This window comes from Pseudoalteromonas obscura (assembly GCF_030135505.1).
GTDB lineage: Bacteria > Pseudomonadota > Gammaproteobacteria > Enterobacterales > Alteromonadaceae > Pseudoalteromonas > Pseudoalteromonas obscura.
Window position 1 is genome coordinate 138,489 of sequence record NZ_JASJUT010000002.1, and the last position, 21,451, is coordinate 159,939.

At 43.1% G+C, this 21,451-nt stretch carries 7 protein-coding genes (1 of these 7 running past the window's edge); all 7 read right to left on the minus strand.

The features are described from left to right. Tightly spaced (at most 52 nt apart), the 7 genes in view from QNM18_RS04695 to QNM18_RS04725 form a layout consistent with a single transcriptional unit that may run on beyond the window. Window positions 1-2,343, minus strand: partial view of a non-ribosomal peptide synthetase gene (locus QNM18_RS04695; RefSeq protein ID WP_284136512.1) — the beginning only. Its footprint begins 10,149 nt before the window's first position; 2,343 of the gene's 12,492 nt are visible here — the first part of the coding sequence; the start codon lies at window positions 2,341-2,343; the stop codon falls past the left edge of the window. Beyond that, a complete protein-coding gene (locus QNM18_RS04700; RefSeq protein ID WP_284136513.1) occupies window positions 2,344-8,790 on the minus strand; it encodes a non-ribosomal peptide synthetase in 6,447 nt (2,148 codons plus the stop codon). It abuts the gene before it with no gap. A gap of 30 nt (window positions 8,791-8,820) precedes the next feature. Then, entirely contained in the window at window positions 8,821-13,995 is a 5,175-nt protein-coding gene (locus QNM18_RS04705) for a non-ribosomal peptide synthetase (protein WP_284136514.1), read from the minus strand. Window positions 13,996-14,047: 52 nt separating this feature from the next. Further along, complete coding sequence (locus tag QNM18_RS04710; RefSeq protein WP_211009524.1) at window positions 14,048-15,643, minus strand: MBL fold metallo-hydrolase; 1,596 nt, start codon at window positions 15,641-15,643, stop codon at window positions 14,048-14,050. Continuing rightward, window positions 15,636-16,499: a homoserine O-acetyltransferase/O-succinyltransferase family protein gene (locus QNM18_RS04715; protein WP_284136515.1), complete on the minus strand. Its 864-nt coding sequence runs from the start codon at window positions 16,497-16,499 to the stop codon at window positions 15,636-15,638. Before QNM18_RS04715 ends, QNM18_RS04710 begins: the two co-directional genes overlap by 8 nt. A 15-nt stretch (window positions 16,500-16,514) precedes the next feature. Next, complete coding sequence (locus QNM18_RS04720; protein ID WP_284136516.1) at window positions 16,515-18,191, minus strand: cyclic peptide export ABC transporter; 1,677 nt, start codon at window positions 18,189-18,191, stop codon at window positions 16,515-16,517. A gap of 2 nt (window positions 18,192-18,193) precedes the next feature. Next, on the minus strand, window positions 18,194-20,509 hold the full coding sequence (locus QNM18_RS04725; RefSeq protein ID WP_284136517.1) for a penicillin acylase family protein: 2,316 nt from the start codon (window positions 20,507-20,509) through the stop codon (window positions 18,194-18,196). Window positions 20,510-21,451: the final 942 nt, after the last annotated feature.

Consider the following 21,451-nt stretch of genomic DNA (forward strand, 5'->3'; position numbering starts at 1 on the left):
TTGCTCTGGGATCGTTTTCAACATCAGTGATGTCACTGAGATATGGCTGATATGATGCTGATCAATCAGTGCATAAAATGGTTCGTCGGCTTGCGCGATCACTGTAGTCGCACCAGAAGATAATGCACTGCACAGCAGCCCTATACCCGCGTCAAATGAGAAGGACAGAACATTCAACACCACTGAATTTTGATCAAAGGCAAGAATATCAGTTTGGTTGTCAATAAAGTTGGCCAAAGCGCCGTGCTCTATTGCAACACCTTTTGGTTCACCTGTGGAGCCTGATGTATAAATCACATAACTTAGGCTGTGCTGACAGGCATCTCCTTGGGGCTCAAGGTTTTCGCTGGATAAAGCGCCACAGAAACGCTCAAACCACATTGGGTCAACAAGGATTGTTTTTTGGCCCTCAAGTGGCAGTTCAGCCATGATCTCTTGTTCTGTCAGCACAATCGTCGCAGCTGTGTCTTGCAGAATATACGCAATTCTTTCTTCTGGCATACTAATGTCTACGGGAACAAATGCCCCGCCGGACTTAGCAACCGCTAGCATTGAAATAGCGAATTCAATCGAGCGATTCAAACAAATTGCGACACGGTCTTCACGCACCAACCCTTTGTCTTGCATACTGCGCGCAAGCTGATTGGCTTTTGCATTTAGCTCTGCATAAGTGATAGTGCCAGCGTCGCTTTGGATTGCAATCGCATCAGGGGTAGAGTCCGCAGCCTGCTCTACCAGTTGATGAAAATAATCTGCTGATGGTGTAGTCGTGAAATCTGGTAGTGCTAGGCTTTGCTGGGTGTCATCTAGCAATGATAGCTCTGCCAGATCTACATCTATATCGGCAGCAACCGTTGCCAGTACATGCACTAAGCTGTTCGATAACTGGTTGATTGTGGCCGCATCAAACAAGTCTGAAGAGTAAATAAATTTCACTTCTAACGTGTCATCAAGCTCATTGGCAGACACCATCAGATCTAACGGCGTTCTCAGATCTAAGTCTTTAAGTACTTCCAACTCCAAGCCTGCAAATTCGAAGCGACTGCTATGCGCTCCGGTGTTATTCATATTGAGCTCAATTTGGAACAACGGTGCATAAGCTGTGCTGCGCTGCGGGTTTACAATTTCAACAATGCGCTCAAATGGTACATCTTGATTTTCTTGGGCCAATAAATTTACTTCACGCACTTCTTTTAGATAATCTTGGAAAGTACCTGAAGTTGGCTGTGTACTTTTAAGCAGCACTGTGTTGGTAAAGAAGCCAACCATATTAGCCAGTTCAGCCTGATTTCGATTCGCAACTGGTGTACCGATGACTAAATCATTTAAGCGCCCATAACGCATAAGCACGAGGGACAACGCCGCATGAATGAGCATAAATAAAGTACAATTTTCTTTTGCTGCCAACTGTTTAAGGGACGCTAAAAGCGCACTTGGAAGCTCTGAAACACACACACTTGTGTTGTAACTTTGGCTAACTGGACGTGGTCTGTCTAAAGGCAGGCTATGTAAGCTCGGGGCTTCACTTAGGTTTTCTAACCAAAATGACTCACTGCGGCTTATCACATTAGGTTGCAACCAGTTTCTTTGCCAGTTCGCATAATTCGAATAGGAAATTGTCAGTTCAGGTAGATTTGGTTGCTGACCGGCAGATAGAGCCTGGTAGGTTTCAATAAACTCTTTGACGAGCACTTGCATCGACCAGCCATCTGACGCGATATGGTGAACGACAACCAATAAAACTCCAAGGTCACTTTGTTGCTTCACATACGCGCAATCGATTAGCACATCATTGGATAAATCAAACTCGCGCGCGTGGAACGTTTTAGTAAACTGCTCTAATTCAATTTGCTGCTCATCGACATTTAGATGGCTGAGGTCCAATTCAGTGACTTTGAACGAATACTGAGGCTGAACACTGACTTGCGTTTCGTTTCCTACCTCATGGTAGTTTGTGCGCAGTGATTGATGTCGCTGGAGTAAAATTTCAAATGACTGCTGCGCAATATCTAGGTCAAAACACCCTTTTATTTTTGCAGATAAAGGTAAATTGTATTGGCTAGAACTGCCTTCAAGCTGATCAATAAACCAAATTCTTTGCTGCTGAAAAGAGATAGGCTCATCGGTGTTTTCAGCACAAAATTGCGCAATTGAACTGTGCTCAACAGACACTTTTTGTGATTGCGCTTCATTTAAGTAAGCCAATAATTGTGCTTTATTTTCCTTGATTAAGTTTAGTAATTCAGGCTTTAAACCACCTTTGTGTGCACGCGCTTTAAGCTTTCCATCTTGCAGGTAAACTTCAACACCTTCTTTTGCCAATTTGATAAACAAATCTTTCATTTACAGTTCTACCTCTTCAATATCGTCGTGCGATAAATTTCTTAATTCTTGTTCTAATTGTTTATGGATCTGCAGATCTGATATGTGCTTGGATAATGATGCTAAATCATTCAATTCAAATAACTGTCGCATGGTTAACTCAATACCAAACTTGGCATTGAGTGATGCGACAAACTGGGTTGCCAACAGTGAGTGTCCACCCACTTCGAAAAACGATGCCCGCATATTAATCGCACTCACTTCCACCCCGAGGACATCGGCGCAGATGCTGGCGAGTTGCAGCTCATCGTCACCGTCAGGCGCTAAAAATGTGCTTTGTGTGGGTTCAGTAATTAAACTATACAGTGACTTTTTATCGGTTTTTCCATTTGGTGTAAGAGGCATGCTATCCAACAGATAAACATGCTCTGGCACCATATAATTGGCGAGTTTTAGGCTCAACTCCGAACGTAGTTCAAAATCAGTGCTATCCTGCTGGGTAACAGCAAATGCCAATAGACGTTTGTTGCCGTTATCACCATCTACACACAAGACAGCACCGTCTTTTACTTGTGATAAAGACTGCAACACACGCTCAATTTCACCCAGTTCAATGCGATAGCCGTTTACCTTGATTTGGCTGTCCAGTCTGCCCACAAACTCGTATTGGCCTAATTCATTGACACGCACCAAATCGCCAGTTTTATACAAGGTGGTGGGTGAATAATTTTGCATAGATACAAACTGTTGTGCGCTTAACTCTGGACTGTTGTAGTAACCAGATGTCACACCTAACCCACCAATTAAAAGCTCACCAACATGTCCTTGCGGCACCGGTTTCTGCCATTTGTCCAACACATAAAACTGCGTATTTACAATTGGCTGCCCTATGGTGAGTTGATCTTTCTTAATTTCAGAAATTGACGACCACACTGTTGTCTCTGTTGGGCCATACATATTGAACATGTGACCACCTAGGTGGTCCAGTAGTAGGTTTGCTTCTTGGGTTGCAATGCCTTCTCCACCAACCAGTAGTGCTTGGAGTTGGCCTAGTGCTGCAACCCCTTGTGCAGAGCGGTTCCATCCCTTCACGAATGACGGCGTACATTGCAGATGCGTCACGTTATTTTCGATAATCAGTGTTTGAACGTCTTGAACAGACAAAGCTTGTGTAGAAAACATCGACTGCTGGAACTCCACTCGGCGTCGAGTAGGCTCATCTAAGCTTGCCAATACCTCATTTGAAACAAGCCCTTTGACTGGCTTTTCAGGCATCAGTACAACTTCATGGCCTTGGCAAAGGGTCCAAAAAATCTCTAACACTGATATATCAAAGCAAATACTGGTTACTGCTAACCAACGCTGGGGGTTTTCGTGCGGTGCAAAATAATGATTAAGACCGGTGAAAAAGTTCACAATGTTACCGTGCGTAACTTGCACACCCTTAGGCTTTCCAGTTGAACCAGATGTGTATATCACATATGCCAGTTCTTCAGCGTTTGAGGCACGACGCTCTCGTACCACAAGCTCAGGGTTACGCGCCAATTGATCAACACAGATAACGTCAATATCATCACTGGGGGCGATTAAACCTTGCATACTCTGGGTAGTCAAAATACAACTAATCCCAGCATGTTCAATAATATAATCTAAGCGTTCAACGGGATAACTTGGGTCAAGTGGAACATATGCCGCACCAGATTTAAGAACACCTAGCAGCGAAGCTACCATTAATTCTGAGCGCTCAACAAGCACCCCCACTAATTGCTGCTCTGATTTGTTTTGTGAAACTAAACGGTGCGCGACACTGTTCGCCATCTCACTGAGCTCTGCATAGCTGGTCTGCTTGCCTTGATAAATTAATGCAGTTTGATTTGGCGCGCTGGCAACTTGCCTCTCAAACAACTCATCCATACCAACAGAGTCAATATCAATTGCGCTGCCAGTGCCAACACCCGCTTGCCAGATACGCTCTTCATCTGTGATGAATTCATGTTGAGAAAAAGCCAGCTCAGGCTGTTCAACCAAGCTAGCGACGAGTCTTTCAAAGTGACTCCCCATTCGCTCGATGGTTTTCTCTGCAAACAATTCCGTGTTGTATTCCCACTCCAATAACAATCCAGATCCGTCTTCTGAAACGTTCAGCGCTAGATCATACTTAACACCGATCTCTTCACTATCATGCACCTCGACATCAAGTTGTGGTAAGTTAAACTCAGTTTTGTCATTGTTTTGCAGCGTCAGCATGATTTGGAAAAGTGGGCTATGCTGCACGCTCCGTTCAGGATGCAATGCTTCTACTAACTGCTCAAAAGGAACCTGTTGGTGCTCGTAAGCAAACAACAACATCTCTTTGCTTTGCGTTATCAAATCAAGAAAACTTGGTTGACCGCTTAAATCACTTCTCAACACCAGCGTATTTACGAAGAAACCGATCAGATCTGCGACTTCCGCTTGTTCCCGGTTAGCAATTGGGCTGCCTACAACAATATCTTCCTCTTTGCTGTACAAAGACAGTAAGGCACTAAAGCTAGCATGTAGCCCCATAAATAATGTTGCTTTAAGTGATTCACAAACACGATATAGCTTGTCTGAGGTGGCTTTACCAATGCGGTGAGTGAACTTTTTGCCTAAAAAGGTTTGCACCTCTGGTCTTGGAAAATCGAGCGGCAGCTGATGAACAACAGGCAAGTTTTGCAATTTCTCTTGCCAAGCATCGACTTGCTTTGAGAGGGTTTCCCCTTGCAAAACCTGCCTTTGCCAAGCGGCATAATCAGCATACTGAATAGGCAGTTCCGGTAGGTTAATTTGCTGCTTTTCTACTTTCGCTTGATACAGTGCGCAAAATTCATTGATAAATAGAGTTAAAGACCAGCCATCTGACGCGATATGGTGCATTGTTACAAGAAGTAAATGCTCACATTCACTTGTTTTAATTAAGTGTGCTCTGAGCATCAGATCTTGCTGTAAATTGAACCCTTCACTCTTTTCTAACTCAATAAGTTGCTCAACTTTGGCATTTTTCTGCTCAGTCGCCAACTCACTTACGTCATGAAAAGGCACGTGCATATCTACATCGGACAAAATCGATTGAAGCGGCTCTGCTGAGCCCTGCTGACGATAAACCGTACGCAATACCTCGTGACGGTTAACCAGCTCCTGAAGGCTCGCTACCAGTGCACCTTCGTTCAGCGTACCTTTAAGAGTTAGGACTGCTGGAATATTATAGTGTGCATTTTGACCTTCAATTTTGTCTAGCAACCAGAGTCTTTGCTGCGCATATGACAGTGGTAAGGCTTGGTTGCGATCAGCTCGCTCAATGCGCTCCGCTTGCTTAGGCAGCAAGCTTTCAATTGCGCTGGCTAGCTGACTTAAAACAGGCTGCATAAATATCTGCTTAAGCGCCACTTTTGTGCCTAATTCTTCACTCAATACTGCCGCCAACCGCGTCGCCAAAATTGAGTGGCCGCCAAGGCTGAAAAAGTCATCTGTGCGACTAATTTGTGGCACATCAAGCAAAGTCTGCCAAACACCAGCAATCAATACTTCCAATTCAGTTTCTGGGGCTTGGTAGTTACTCTCTGTCAGTCGCTGGGATACTGGTGGAAGCTTTCTTTTGTCGACCTTGCCATTCACCGTTAGCGGCCAGTCAGAGACCGCTACAAATGCACCTGGCACCATGTAATCTGGCAGAGCTTCACGGAAGCTGTTTTTCATTTGCTCGAGATCAATCGCTTCGTCGCTCTTGAAGTATGCAATGAGCATATCGTTCTCTACATCCGCGATTACACAGGAATCAGTGATCCCAGCAAGGCTACTTAACACCGTATCGATGGCGCCTATTTCAACCCGGAAACCTCGTATTTTTACCTGATCATCCGCTCTGCTTACGTACTCTAACTCTCCATTGGATAGCCAACGCACAATGTCGCCACTGCGGTACATCAGTGCTTGCTCAGATTGCGCAAATGGGTCGCGCACGTAGCGCTGCTCAGTTAACTTGGAATTATTTAAATAGCCACGAGAAACACAATCACCACCAATATATAACTCACCATTCACACCTAATGGCGCTAGATTTCCACACTGGTCAAGCACGTAGCAGTGGGTATTCGCAATTGAGCTACCAATAGAAATGCTGTCATGCCAACTATCAACATCAAAGGACATGGTATTAGATGTACAAACATGTGTTTCAGAAGGCCCATACTGATTAACAGTACGGATCTGACTGTGTCGCTTAAAGAACCTTCTGATTTCTTGAGTTACTATCAATAGCGCCGCTGTCGAAATAACCACTTCAACATTACTGAGGTAAATATCATTGTCATTACAGTAGCAAGCGAGCATTTGCAGCATAGGATAAGGCAAGTTCAACATGCTGATTTTTTTGTCTATGATAAGCGGTACAAGGAGTTCTACATTGAACTGCTCAGATTCACCTATCATGTGCAGGGTGCCGCCCTGAAGCAGTGCCAGGAATATATCTGTAAAGCTCATATCAAATGCAATAGACGAGAACTGTAAAACGCTGTGTGCTTTGTCCATTTCAGTACAGCTACTTCTCATACCTTGGATCATATTGACTAGAGGCTTGTGAGGCATGCTGATAAGCTTGGGTTCGCCAGTAGATCCAGAAGTCGAGAGGATATATGCCAAAGTATCGACATGTTGACTATCGTTTAAGTTGATGGTGTCGAATGATTCAAAGGTCGTCCAGTCAGATACATTAACCACACTCGGGGCTGCCTCACTAACTAGGTGAGCACAACTGTCTTTGGTGACAACCAATTGCAAACCAACATCGTTTATACGCTTGGTGATAATTGACTTTGAATACTGAATGTCCAGTGGCACATATGCACCGCCCGCTTTTAAAATCGCCAGTGTGCCCAAAATTAATTCTGTTGAGCGCTCAACACACAGCCCAACCAAGGAATCAGGCCCAATGTTGTGCTGTTGTTTTAAGTGCTGTGCGAGTTGGTTTGCTTTGCTATTTAATTGCTGGTAAGTCAGTTTTTCATTATTGAACACCACCGCAATTGCATCCGGTGATTTTTCTACCTGCGCTTCGAATTCCTGATGCAAGCAGCGCGTTACACTGGAGGTTTGCGGATAAATACCATTAAAGCCATCAAGTAAATGGCTAGTCTCTTCTGCACTCAACAGGCTTGAGCTCATCACTGGGCTGTCGACGCTGTTGATAATTTGTTCAATTGCACGTTGAAAGTAACCACAAATTCGCTCGGCAAAGTCAGTCGAAATTGACGCTTTGTCATAGCTCAATAACAGGTCTAGTTCCCCTGTCATTTTTAGATTAAAGGTGGTCGAAACTTTAAAGTTACTCTTTTCAATTATCTCGCCATCAAGGATTTGGAACCCTTCGATTCCCTGCAACCCTTTGTAGACATGAAAGTGTACGAAGTTAAAACAAAAATCACTGATTGGGTTATTCTGTTGCTGAACGATGTTAGCAAAAGGATAGCGACGAAAGCGCATCTGCTCTTTTTGCTGCTCAATCACCTGTTCAATCAATTGACGCCACGACAGTGAACTCAAGTCCGCCCTTATAGCCTGCAAGTTAACAAACAGGCCTGCGACATGCTCAGCGCCCTTTTCTTCTAATCGACCATTCACAACAGATGTGACAGTGGTGTCAGTGCGGCTTGTAAGCATTGCGGCCACACGCAAGTAGGCCGCCATGAGTACGTCTTTTAGGCGATATTTATTATGTTCACAAAAGCGTTCTAGCGCCAGTATCGGCAAGCCATGAGACAGCGTACTAACCGCTATTTTTTGTGACTCACCTTTAGATGTTACTGGGCTGTATTCATGATCACTGAGCTTCTCTTGCCAGTATGATTTGGCCACTGCATTGTCGTTTTCAAGCAATTCAGCTTTGACAAAGTCCCTATAGGTAAGCCCGTTTTGAGGTCGAATTGGTGACTCACACAAGCCCTGTAGGCTTAAATACATCTGCAGCAACTCGGAAATTAAACTTGCCATACTCCAGCCATCAAGAATGATGTGATGCGCATCAATAAATAGCTGAAACTCTGCTGGCTTTACCTCGACCACTGAGAAGCGGATCTGGCTTGGCGCAGATAGGTCGAAAGGTGTATGCAGTAACTTCTCAATATGTTCGGCAATAAATTCCGATTGCTGCTCAGCGCTTTGCTCAGAAATATCCTGTGCGTCAAAGCGTGTAATGCCATTGGCATAAACCAATTGCATCGGCTTACTAAATTTGACTAACTCAAATGCAGTTCTCAGTACAGGGTGCCTATCAAGTAAATAAGCAATCGCTTTGACAAACTTTTCTTCATCGAACTTTCCACTAATTCTCAAGCGAAATACATCGTGATAAAGCACTTCATCTTGCTCTTCACTGTAATGAAATAGTAGGCCATCCTGCATTTTGCTTAACGGGTAAGCATCTACAACTTTATTGGGTACATTAAGTGACATTTATATAGCCCTTATGCTTATTATTCTTTTCTAGCTAATATTTAATGATTCGAGAATGAGTTTGTCTTCTTCACTCAGCATATCGAATGACGCATCTTGATTATTTTCAGACTCAGTTTGTTCTGGTTGCATGCTGCCTGATTGGCATAAGTTACGAATTGTTTGCTGTTCAAAAATGTCGGCAACCGACATCAGGTAACCTTGCTCTTTCACCAATGCAATCACTCGCACAGCGGTAATTGAATCCCCCCCAAGATCAAAAAAGCTCTCTATTACACTCAGTGCTTCTTGTTCCAACACTTGGCACCACACATCATGTAATGACTGCTCTAGGTCGTTTTCTGGCGCGACGACAAGGCTTGGTTCACTAGATACAGGCAAAGCTGTATTTGCCAATTTATCCCTGTCTATTTTGCCGTTCGGTAGCAGTGGCATTTCGGACATATGAACGAAGTGTTTTGGGATCCAATTTTGATGAAGGTTCTGTTTTAAAACCTCTTTAAGCTGAGCTGTTGTAGGAGGAGTCAAGCTCGACGTTTCGTAGTAGGCAACCAATTGATTTTCTACCTTTGCCACAAGCGCAGAAGCAATACCAGATTGCGCTTGCAATAGTGCTTCAATCTCTGCGGTTTCCACGCGCATACCGTTGATCTTGATCTGCTCATCCACACGACCTTGGTATTCAAGTAAACCATCACTGTTTACTTTCATCAGATCGCCTGTGCGGTAAAATCTGGCAGACTTTCCTACCGCGTGTTCAATAAAACTGCTCTGATTTTGCGATGCCCGGTTATGATAACCCTCACTGACGCCTGCACCGGCAATAAGTACTTCGCCAATCAGGTTGGTTGGCACAATATTTTGTTCTTCATCAACGACGTATAGCGTCATATTGTCAATCGCCTTACCGATTGGCAGGGATTTTAACTGTGCCACTTGTTGTGCTGGTGCAATATAGGCAGCACTAATATCAGTACACTCTGTCGGGCCATAGATATTCGCTATCTGTGCGTGACATTTTGCATGACTTAACCATGGCTTAAGGCGCTCCAAGTCTGTTGCCTCTCCACCAAATGCGACGAACTGCATGCCATGCAGTACACTAAAATCATCTGGTTGAGTCGCATCAACCAATGCATAGAACAGGCTTGGCACACAGTTAATGTGTGTGACCTGATTTGTCGCAATCAACTCTGCATAATGCTCTGCGTCAAAAGTCCCCTCTTCAGGCAATACCAAAGTCGCGCCACACATCAAAGGTGCAAAGATATTTTTTATCGACGCATCAAAGCTCAATGGAATAGGTTGAAATACAACACTGTGTGTATTCATTGAAGAAAAGTTAATGTACCAGTTGCACAGGTTGTTAAACGAGCGACGACTCACATTAACGCCTTTTGGTACGCCACTTGAGCCAGAGGTATAAAGCCTATACACCAACCCCGAGTCAATTGCCGATTGAGTAAGGTTGCTCTCAAGCTCCCCATCTAGCAAGCTGTATTCATCATCTAACTCTAACAGCGCGCCATCGTAATGAGACAAGTGTTCATGTTCAGGATCTGTAGTAACAATCAGGTCAAGTTCATCATCTGCAATAATATTTCTGATCCGAGTTACTGGATAAGCTGGGTCTAGCGGCAAAAATGTTGCGCCACATTTGGCTAAAGCCAGCAGTACCACGACTTGTTTGAGTGAACGCTCAATATGGACACCAACGATGGCACCACTCGACACATCAATATCCTGTAAAAAGTGGGCAAACTGATTGGCTAACTGGTTTAAATACGCATAGTTGTAACTTTGTCCATTAAACACCACTGCTTGTTTGTTTGGATGCTGCGCGACAGCTTGCTCAAACATTGAAACAAAGTCGGGAATGGACTCTGCATCAACAACCTTGCCTCTGTGTGCTTGTTCATACTCGTCGATACACAGTGACGCTAAGCTAATGTCCTTAATTTCGCGACTCGGCTCACTCACCGCCTGCTCAAGCAATACAAGGTAATCTGCAAGGAAACGCTCCACGGTTTGTGCATCAAACAATGCCGTGTTGTAATGGAAATTGATATCCCAATTGTCCGTTTCATTTTTGTCTATGCTCAGTGTTAAATCGAACTGTGCCGTATTGGTTGCTATCTCAATTTTAGAAGCCGCGACATCGGACAGCGCCAATTGCAAATTCGCCTTACCGTTGAGAATAAACTTGGTTTGAAAAAGTGGTGAGTAACTTGAGTTTCGCTTTAACTTCAAGTTATCAACAAGCAAGTCAAAAGGCAGATGTTGATGGTTCAACGCACCATTCACCACATTGTGGTTATCAGCAATCAACTGTGACAGTGAATGCTCCGCATTAATGACTTGGCGCAATACCAATTGATTCACAAAGTAACCAATGACATTCATGGTCTCACTCACTTGGCGGTTTGCGCTGTCTGTACCGATAACAATGTCTTTGCTGCCGCTTAGTCTATATAACAAGACCTGATAGACTGACAGCATCACAGTGTACAAGGTAGTCTGATGCGATGCTGCGAGGCGCTCTAGTTTGCGCTGAATCGATACATCTAACGATTGAGTGATACGACTGCCTGCGAATGATTGGGTTTTATTGCGAGGTCTATCGTATGGTAACAGCAGTAGCTCCGGCGCACCTGCGAGCACATCTTGCCAATATTCAATGCCACTATTTAGATGGCCTTGTTGCTTTTGCCACAGTGTACAGTCTATATACGAGAGTGCAGGCTCCCCTAGCGGCTGCTGCTCGTTATACAAACAGTTAATTTCTTCGATTAACAGCTCTGCTGACCAAGCATCAAACACGATGTGGTGCAGCAAGAAGCTCAACACAAGTTCATCATCGCCTAACTGGGCGATTTTTACTTGCAAGTTGTGACCGCTTTCCAGGTCGAAGTCACTTTGACCATGACGCTGTAAAAAAGCATCAAGATCAGAGGCTGATATCGTTACCAAGTCATTTTGAAGTGCCACTATATAGGGCTCGACAATTTGTTGGATCAGCGTATCGTCTTTGACTATAAATCGCGTGCGCAGTGCCGTATGGCGAGTAATTACTTGATTGATTGCCCATTCAAGTTTGGCAATATCGGTTTTTCCTCGTAGCTTAAAAGCGACATGTAACTTGAGTGTTGCGCGCTGATGTTCGATTTGATCTAATACCCACAACGCCTGTTGCCCATAAGAAGCTGGCGCTTCCATTAAACCGGATGCAGGTATTGTGTTTTGGGGTGTGACTGCACCATCAATAGCACTCAGCTTATCTATTTCAGTAGCAAGTTCACGAATTGTCGGGTGAGCATAAAAGTGCTCGTGGTTAAGCTGAATTGCAAAAGTGCGCTCAATCTCTGATACCACTTTTGCCGCATCGAGAGAGTCCCCCCCTAACGCAAAAAAGTTCGTATCTACACTGATATCTGCTTGATTGAAGGCTCGTTGCCAAATCGTATGTAGCTGAGCTTCCGTCTTGCTCATAGATGTCATAGGGGTATCTAGTTTGTCGCTTTGCCCCTCATTACACAAGATGTTGAGCTGCTCAGATTCAAATAGCATTTTTGTATTTGCACGCTGCACTTTACCACTTGAGGTCAAACTAAGTGTACCTTGACGAATACAAATAATTTCTGCTTTTAAATCAAACTGCTCTGCCACCGCTTGTCGAGCTAGTGCCGTTAAGTCACCCAGATTTTCTTTACGCGCAGCGCGGGCAAAAACTTCTTGCACCACCACAAGGCGCTGCGATGGCCCTTCACCTGTTGTGAATGCCGTGGCTCTATGGTTTACAAAAGCTGGATGCAGATCACTGACACATTTTTCTATATCTTGAGGATAATAGTTAGCACCTCTAACAATCAGCACATCTTTGATCCGACCTGCAATATATAGGTCTTCATCGAATACAAAACCAAGATCGCCCGTTCTCAAAAATGGACCATCTCCTTCAGAAGTAAACGCGTTAAATACCTCAGCCGTTTTGCTTTCATCGCCCCAATAGCCTTGTGCGATACTTGGGCCTGATACCCAGATCTCACCGCATTGACCATCAGGCAATGTCGCTTTAGTGTCTTGGTCAACAATCTTAAGTGTATGTTTGGGTGGTACTTGGCCACAACTTACTAAACGCTGGCCATCTGTCTGCGCTTTTTTAGCACGTCGATTTGCCAGTTCAGCTTTATCAAATTCTACTACTACGGGGGCACTTTGCGGTTGACCACCACTAATAAACACCGTCGCTTCTGCCATGCCATAGCTGGGATATAATGCCGATGCGCTGAAGCCAACAGTATTAAACTTGGCAACAAATCGCTCCAATGTAGCGGCATGAATAGGCTCTGCTGCGTTAAATGCAATTTTCCAGCAAGAAAGATCTAAGTCTTCTAGGGCGTCTTCTTGAATTTTATCTACACAAAGGTCGTAAGCAAAGTTGGGCGCTCCGCAAATTGTTCCGCGATACTTGTTGATCGCCTGAAGCCAAAAGCTTGGCTTTTGGACAAACGCTGCTGGTGCCATCAATATAGAGTGAGCGCCAAAATAGACAGGTAGTAATATGGTATTAACTAACCCTAAGTCATGAAATAGGGGCAGCCAGTTGACGAAAATATCATCTTTTGAGCACCCAGTATTTGCTTCTAAACCCTGGATATTTGCCACTATGTTGTCATGCCTAACAACAACACCTTTTGGTACCCCAGTAGACCCAGAGGTATACTGAATAAACGCTGTGTCGTTGCTGTTCACAGATGCCAACACATCAGCTGCGTCAACTTGATTCAGTGTTGATAAGCTAAACAACTGACCACCTTGCAAGTCATCATGCTCTGATAAATAGTCACTCAGTGAGTCATGCAAGCCATTGCTCGTTAACGCGATGCGCGCATTACAATTTTCAACAACCTGTTTTATCCGCTCCGTGCGCTGCTTCAACCTCGGAGGATAAAGTGGCACGGCCATGCGACCAGCGTATAGGCATGCAAAAAACAGTTTGATGAACTCTAAACCTGGGGGGCACAATAAGAGTACCGGCTCGTTAGGCTGCGTTAAATTTGACAAGCGACCAGCTACGTCACGCGCAACACTATCTAGCTCAGCATAGGAAATGGTTTCTTCATTCTTATTATCAATAAAGGTAAACGCTGGCTGTTGCGGTTCACTCAACGCTCTTTTTTGCAAAACATCAACTATTGAATTCATGTATATCTTCTTACTTTTATTATTTTTATTGAGACCTGTGATTTATTGGCAACTAACTAAAAACCCAGTGCTCTCTTCCTTGCAGCTGTTTTGCTGGTATGCCTTTAGAGTGACATTCATCAACCAGCATTTTTGACTGAACCAATTGCTCGTCATCCTCGTTGTAAGAGATCCCCATGAAATAGCCAAACCAAGGTTCAATGCCCAAAGCATAGACGTATACACTTTTCGCATTGAACGCGGCGGCAATGCTTGAAGCGGCTTTGTAGTCTGAACCGTTAAAACGTCTACTTTCGTTAACTTCACTCGAAACTGGTGAAGTCAACAACGCGCCGTATAACCATCTTAGCGGCCCCCCTGTGCACTCCATGCCGATGAACAGCACATCAACATCGCCATACAAATCGTTGAGTCTTTTGTACAAATAGGGGTCTATGTTGGACGAGTCGGCTGCTGCCATGATCTTTTTGCCTTTGGACTCTATGAGCCATGCAGATTTGCTGCGAATATTGACGTCTGCATGCTCACCAAGAAATGGCATTGCAGTTATTGTGATGTCTTCATGATCAAAGGTATCTAAATCTTCTACTTCAACTACATTTGAAAACCCCAGTGCATTTAGCATCAGCTTCATTGATGGGTCAGCTAACATACCTGAGTTACTCTTAGGAACCGCAATTTGCTTAATTTTGTGCTTGAGCTGCAATAGGGTTTCAATGCATAAATGGTCCATGTGCGTATGAGTGACCATCACACAATCGATGGAGTCTGGTAAATCATCAAAAGTGACTTTGTTCACTTCCTCATCGTTCATATATGCAAGAACAGGGTCTACCATCACAGTTGCACTTGCAGTTCTAACCATCAAACCCGCATGTCCAAGGTAGTCGATCTCAACCTTACCCTGTTCAACGGGCTTTGCGGTTTTCTTCGGGGGCGTAGTTGTAAATAACTCTTCGAAACTTAAGCTTCCCTCAATATCGAGTGCCTCAAATTGGGCCGCGATGTCATCGAGCTCTTGCGGTACATCACGCATACTAAATAGCGTGTTCACAAAAGGATGATTGAGTGGAATATTGAGGTGCAAATGATCGTCATCAGCAAATCTTGGGGTCGACAGTACAAACTTTCTTTCTGAGCTGTGTAGGCGACCCAAGCAAACAGATTGGGCACATTCTTTATAATAGGATGTTTTATAAAATAGGCTTTCTATCAAGCGAAATGACGGCTGGTTATTCAAGTCATAACATAGCTCTACAAGACCTCGAAGCGGATCAGGTATTTTTTCATAAAGAGGCTCAAGTGACATGCCTTTGGCCTCTGACAATAACATTTTGTCCAGTTCACTGATGGCATCTACTAGCTCAAATAAATCACCATATTGGTCGCGAGATTTTGCTATTAGCTGCTTAACATCATCAACCTGAGATAACGGTAAATTCATCAGCGAGCTGCCAGTCATTGACTTTGCCTTGACTGATTTTGCGTGGATCTTTGCGTTCGCGACAAAAGATTTCATTGAACGCATATGCTGATTCACTAAATTCATAGCTGCTGTCGCTGGTGACATCAAATACGGCCACATAAACCATTTGTTAAACAACGGTTCAAAATAAACATCAGGTCGTAAATAAACATGATTACTCATAAAATAAGACATCTCCATTTGTTGATTCTTGTAGTAACGGTGCCATTGCAGCTTTTTTTATTGAGGTTAGTTGCTGCAACCAGGTCACAAAAAATTGTTCAGAATAGGATTTCCAAAAATGTTTGGGGTCATTTAAATCGAAATTGACTGGTGGCACTGAGTTGGGATTGTTGGCGGCATCTCGCAACCACTCATTTAAAACACGATTCGACGTGTATTCAGGATGACCCAAACACATGGTGTTCATTTCATCCGTTGTTTGAAGTATCGCATGAGGGTAACAATCGTTACCGGCAAGCACTGTCACATCGCCTTTTACTAGATGGCTATGGACATCGCTTTCATTTAAATGTGCATAAATGCTAAAGGGCATTGGAAAGCTTTGCTTTAAACACGAATAAGCACTATGACCGAACGACTTATTCTGCATGTCGTAGATGCCATTGTGCTTTTCTTCTATCACTTTTTTGTCAATACCAATGGATTTAGCGATTGCCAACGCTCCCCAGCATATGCCCAATAGAGGAATGCCGCGACGCTGCGCAGACTTAATGAGTGCCAGTAGTTCTTGCCAATAAACGACTTCTGAAAATGGCAACTTTTCAACCGGCGCACCAGACACGATCAATCCATCTAACTGGGTCGTTGCTGTCACTTCAGAGTACAACGAGTATGGAGGCTTAAGTGCAGTCGGTTGAGAAGCTGAACTGGGTTTGCTGCTCAGTTTCAGCCAGTGTAGTTTTGTCGAAATACCCAAACTTGAAAACAAAGTTTCAAGTTCATTTTGGTAATTATCCAAATCCGGCATCAAATTTAAGATGCCAATATTTAATACAGTAGATTTATTTTTATACATTTTTTCAAACCTGTATTAGCTAGCGTTAAGATTACGGTGTTGGTGTTCGCGCTGTTCTATAACCTGCCCTGTCTCCATAAATATTAATTTGTCAGCCACATCAAAAAATCTATCGTCGTGACTTACTACTAGTACAGCTTTATTTTTTGCCCTCAACATTGGCAAAATATGACGATAAAAACGCTCCCGAAACTCGGGATCTTGATCGGCTGCCCATTCATCAAATAAGTACAATTCTTTGTCTTCATATATCGCAGAGATCAGCGCTAATCGTTTTCTTTGCCCATCAGATAAAGAAGTTTGTGAAAATCCTGAGCCGGTGTATTCAACTTTGTGCGCCAACTCAAAATCTGCGATTAACCTGTTAACTTCATTAATCTCTTGATGATCATTTTCATCAATTGAGCCGATTTTCTTGAATAGGTAATAGTCAGTGAATATCGTAAATATGCCTTGTCTAAATCCATTTACATTTGCATCTTCAACTTGTACGTCATCAAAATAGAGTGCACCACTGGTGGGCTTGTAGAATAGAGAGGTTAACTTGCTTAATGTCGACTTACCTGAACCATTACCGCCGACCAAGAAAACCAGCTCACCTTTTGAAATGGATAAATTGACTGGTCCAACAAAAAAGGGCGATTTTTCATATTGATATACGACATCTCTAAGCTGCAAAGTCTGCCATGAGGTCTGCTTTTTCACATCGACAGCAAAGCCTTCAGATTGCAACTCATCGTATAAAATATCGAGCTTTCTGTATGAAATAGCCGCTTGCATAATACTGGGAATGGCAGATAACAAGGCCGCAATGGGCCCTGTCAAATAAAGCATAATCATGACCACGGAAATCAACTGGCTATTACTTATTTGCTGATAATTCGAATAGGCAAAAACAACCGTACCAATGACCAAAAAACAGATCATTTCCCCATAGTTACCTGTAATTGAGTAAACGATGTTACTTTTAGTAGAGTAGTCCTTAACCTTTTCTTCAGCCTTTAATAACTCAGACTGGAAGAAGTCTTGTCTGAGCGTTTTATTGACTTTGAGCTCTTTAGTGCCATAAGACAAGGCTTCAAAAGAAGCTTGTAGTTTATCTCTCCACTCCCTTGACCGAGTAAAGTAGTTTCCAGCCAAAATGAGCGGAATTTGGTAGGTCACAACACCAATTAACAGCGCAATGATCAGAAAGTAAAACACCGCTGAATTAACCACCCAAACATACATCAACATACCAAAAATGGTGATCAGATTAATAAACAGTACAGGCGCTGATTGACCACCGGCGACAATATTATTGATGTCAGTTGTTAACGCATTAATTAGCCGCGCAGAACCCGTATCTTCTAGTTTATCTAGCTTACTTGCCAGCACCTTTTCATAGAGTTTTTTGCGAAAAGACGTGGCAAATAAAAAGCTTGCCTTGAGCAAAATGGTCTGAGAGAGCACTCTAAATATCAAAATGGCAAAACACAGTGCTAAAAACAACCCGGCTAATGCAACATTTGACACCTGAATACCCAGGACAACAGCTGTGTTACCGCTTTGGTTTGCATTGACGAGATCTTCAATACCAATCAATAAAATAGGGATAAGCCCGGTGTAAACAACACCCGCTAAGCCACCAAATACGAGTGAAACAAAAATCGAGTTCGGTGCATATTTGGTAATTTCTTTAATAACTCGCATGACTATTCCGCTGGCCTCAAATTTAGTGTGTACTGTGATTTTGATTCGGTGCTGTTAATCAGTGTATTGGTGCGCATCATGGACATCATGTCTGCATAGTGCGCGCTATAAATATGACCAGATTGACCTGTGGAATTAATAAAGTGATAAGAAATATCAGGTGTCAGTTCAAAAACATGCCTGAAGGTTGCACCTGCATTTTGAATATAGCCTTCGTCTTCATCGAAACGATAGTTCGCCACATTGATTGTGTGGGGCGTACCATCACCACTAATGTAGGTTTTAAAGGATGACTTTAATGCTTCCATATCACCCAATGGGCGGTGTGTGTATTCGCGGCTGACAATCTCTGACCAACGCCAGTTATCAGGGTTTGAACCCACAAGTTTGGTTAATTCAGCTTGTGCTTTGTCAAATGCCGAGTTGACAACAGTGATACACGCCTGTTGTTGCTGTGCTGGTTGCTTAATACACCAATAGGGCTCTTCCTCTAATAACCTCAATAAAGTGCCAGCCTCGACACGGCTTACTAGGCTAGACACTCGGTTATCTAAAACACTCCCCTTTCCAACTAGCTTAAAGTGCGGTCTAACTAATTCTTCTCTGAGGTGCTCAATAAATGAAACGTATAATGCAGGGTAAGGGGAATCCGAAGACATATCGCCATCCCAAGTCAGAAAGCCTTTTCGAATCGTTTGTTCAGGGTTAAATCCATATTGTTCAGTCAGAATACGTTGAAGGTGACGTACGTTGTCATCCACGACATCCAGTTGCATCACTCTGTTAAACTCAGCATCGACCTTTTCTCCCTTGTCGATACGTTGTTTCAGGATGCTTTTAATACGGTTTGCTCTAGTCGGCTCAGCCCAATCACTGCCGACAAAATACGGGTAGCTCGTTGGCAGGTAATTTTCATTTGCATTGGCAATAAAGCCTTCAGGCGGATTGTAAATATAGGGCATCTCTTCCCAAGGTACATAGCCTGTCCACTCAAACTGCGTATTCGGTACCGGTACTTTGCCTTGCCCCACCTTTCTAATTGGAATAAGACCTGATGCACTCATGCCAATATTGCCCGCTCTGTCAGCGTAAAATACATTTAATGAAGGTGACACTAAATGGCTTAAAGCGTTTCTGAAACTGTGCCAATCTTTAGCGTAGTTGAGCTGCAACAGTGCTTTCAAGCTCAAATCATTGGCGTCAAGCGCAGTCCATTTCAGCGACATGCCATTCAGAGAGCCCGGTGCGTAATCAATGATTGGGCCACTTTCAGTGCGCGCTATGAACAACTCATAAGGCGGTTGCTTTGTTCTTAATGCATCAGGAAATTCAGACTTGATGTGTATTTGTTGCACTTCAATATCCAATGGCTTCCAACCTGTGCTCGATGCGTATTGGTTAGGCGAATTAGGATTAAATTCATGTAACACAATGTCTTGTTTATCTATCGTAAAATTCGCACCACCCCAAGCGATATCTTCATTTTTACCAAAAATGACAAATGGAAGACCGGGGAAAGTCATACCTGCACTGTTTATTTTGTCTCCTTTGATTTTCGCTGCATACCACATTGATGGCAGCTCAATACCAAGGTGTGGATCGTTTGCCAAAATGGGCGCGCCACTTGTCGTGTGTTCACCCGAAACAACCCAGCCATTGCTGCCTAAATCTTTCTGTTTACCAAATCGCTGAGCTTGCAATTGCACATAGTTATTTTCAATATCCAGCGTGGTTTGTTCAGCGATTGATGTAGAAATATGCGCTTGTGGAATATCAGGGTAAAGCGACCTAAAGTGCTGTTCAGGCAGCAAACTCATCGCTCTTACAACATCTAATTCTCGCGATAGGTTGAAACTCAACATAAGCGAGAACAACTTGCCGATCACAATTGAATCGACAGGGGTCCAAGGTTTAGGCTCAACATTGAATAACGAAAACTCGACGGGTAATTGATCCGTTTGAGCAAGCCATGAGTTATAACCTGCAGAAAAAGCCTCCATTGCAGCCTTAAAATCGTCGTCGTAATTCTCCCATGAAGCTTCTGCAACCGCGTGTAAACCTAAGGTTCTCATCCAGATATCTTGAGACAAACTACTTCGTCCGAATATCTCAGCTGTTTCGCCTTTGCCCATCCGTCTTTGGACTTCCATTTGCCACATACGGTCTTTGGCATGCAAGAAACCCATCGCAAAAAATGCGTCTAGATCAGAATTCGCATCTATCGACGGCACCCCAAATTCATCAAAAGTAACAGAGATATCCTGCTCAATACCTTGAACAGTAAAACTTGAATCCTCTTCAAATATTGTCGACTTCACCCAGGAGAATGTATATAGGACTGCCAAAATAAGAGGTAGCAACAGAAACACGCCTGTCCTTGACAGCATGGGGTAGCGGTTAAACATAAATTTAATCTCTTGATTTTTATTATTTTTATATAAGAACAGTGATTGACATGTGGCAGTTCAGCCAATGCGAAGGGGGTTTGATCAACAAAATGAGATTAGGCTAAAAAATCCGTTTACAACTAAACGAACAAGACTTTTGCCACTAAAAAACCTTCCTTTTGCATATGAAAATCCATTTTCGCAACTAAAAAACCAACTGATCACCACTGCGTTATTATTTTTTAATCTAGAGCCCACTATTAACTCCTTAACATTTCGGTTCTAGATACTGTTATTATGATTAAACCAGTTATTACAATAGTTGCACAATTGAAACATCATTGTCAACGAAGTAAACACCAAAAAAACAGACCTATACCATTAAGAATAATGGATAATTTTGCCTGATTTTTAGCCGCACTGCGCCAATAAAGGGCTGGAAAGGCATTCACTAAAAGCGAATCTTAAAAGTGTTATTTTCACCTTCATTGTAAATTATGAATGTTTTAATATTTTCAATAGAAGTTAAAAAATCTCCAAACAAAAAATAAAGCACATTTAAAACAACAACATCAAATCACATATAGACGAGTAACAATGCCTTTAATTGACTCTCTCACACAGTTTAGACACATAAAAACTCACCACAAGTAGATATACAGCCGCGCCACACTGTCGAATCAAGCTACTCACGCCCCCCTGCCCGCAATTTATACAGGCCAACATTGCAAGTTAGAAAACTCGTTAACTAAACGTGTCGAAAACAAATAATATCGAAATGGCAATCCATTTCCTCTCTCGCTAAAACTGATTTCAACGTAAATTAAAGCTAACCAAATTGTTGACAAAGTTAGACTTATGATAATAACATCA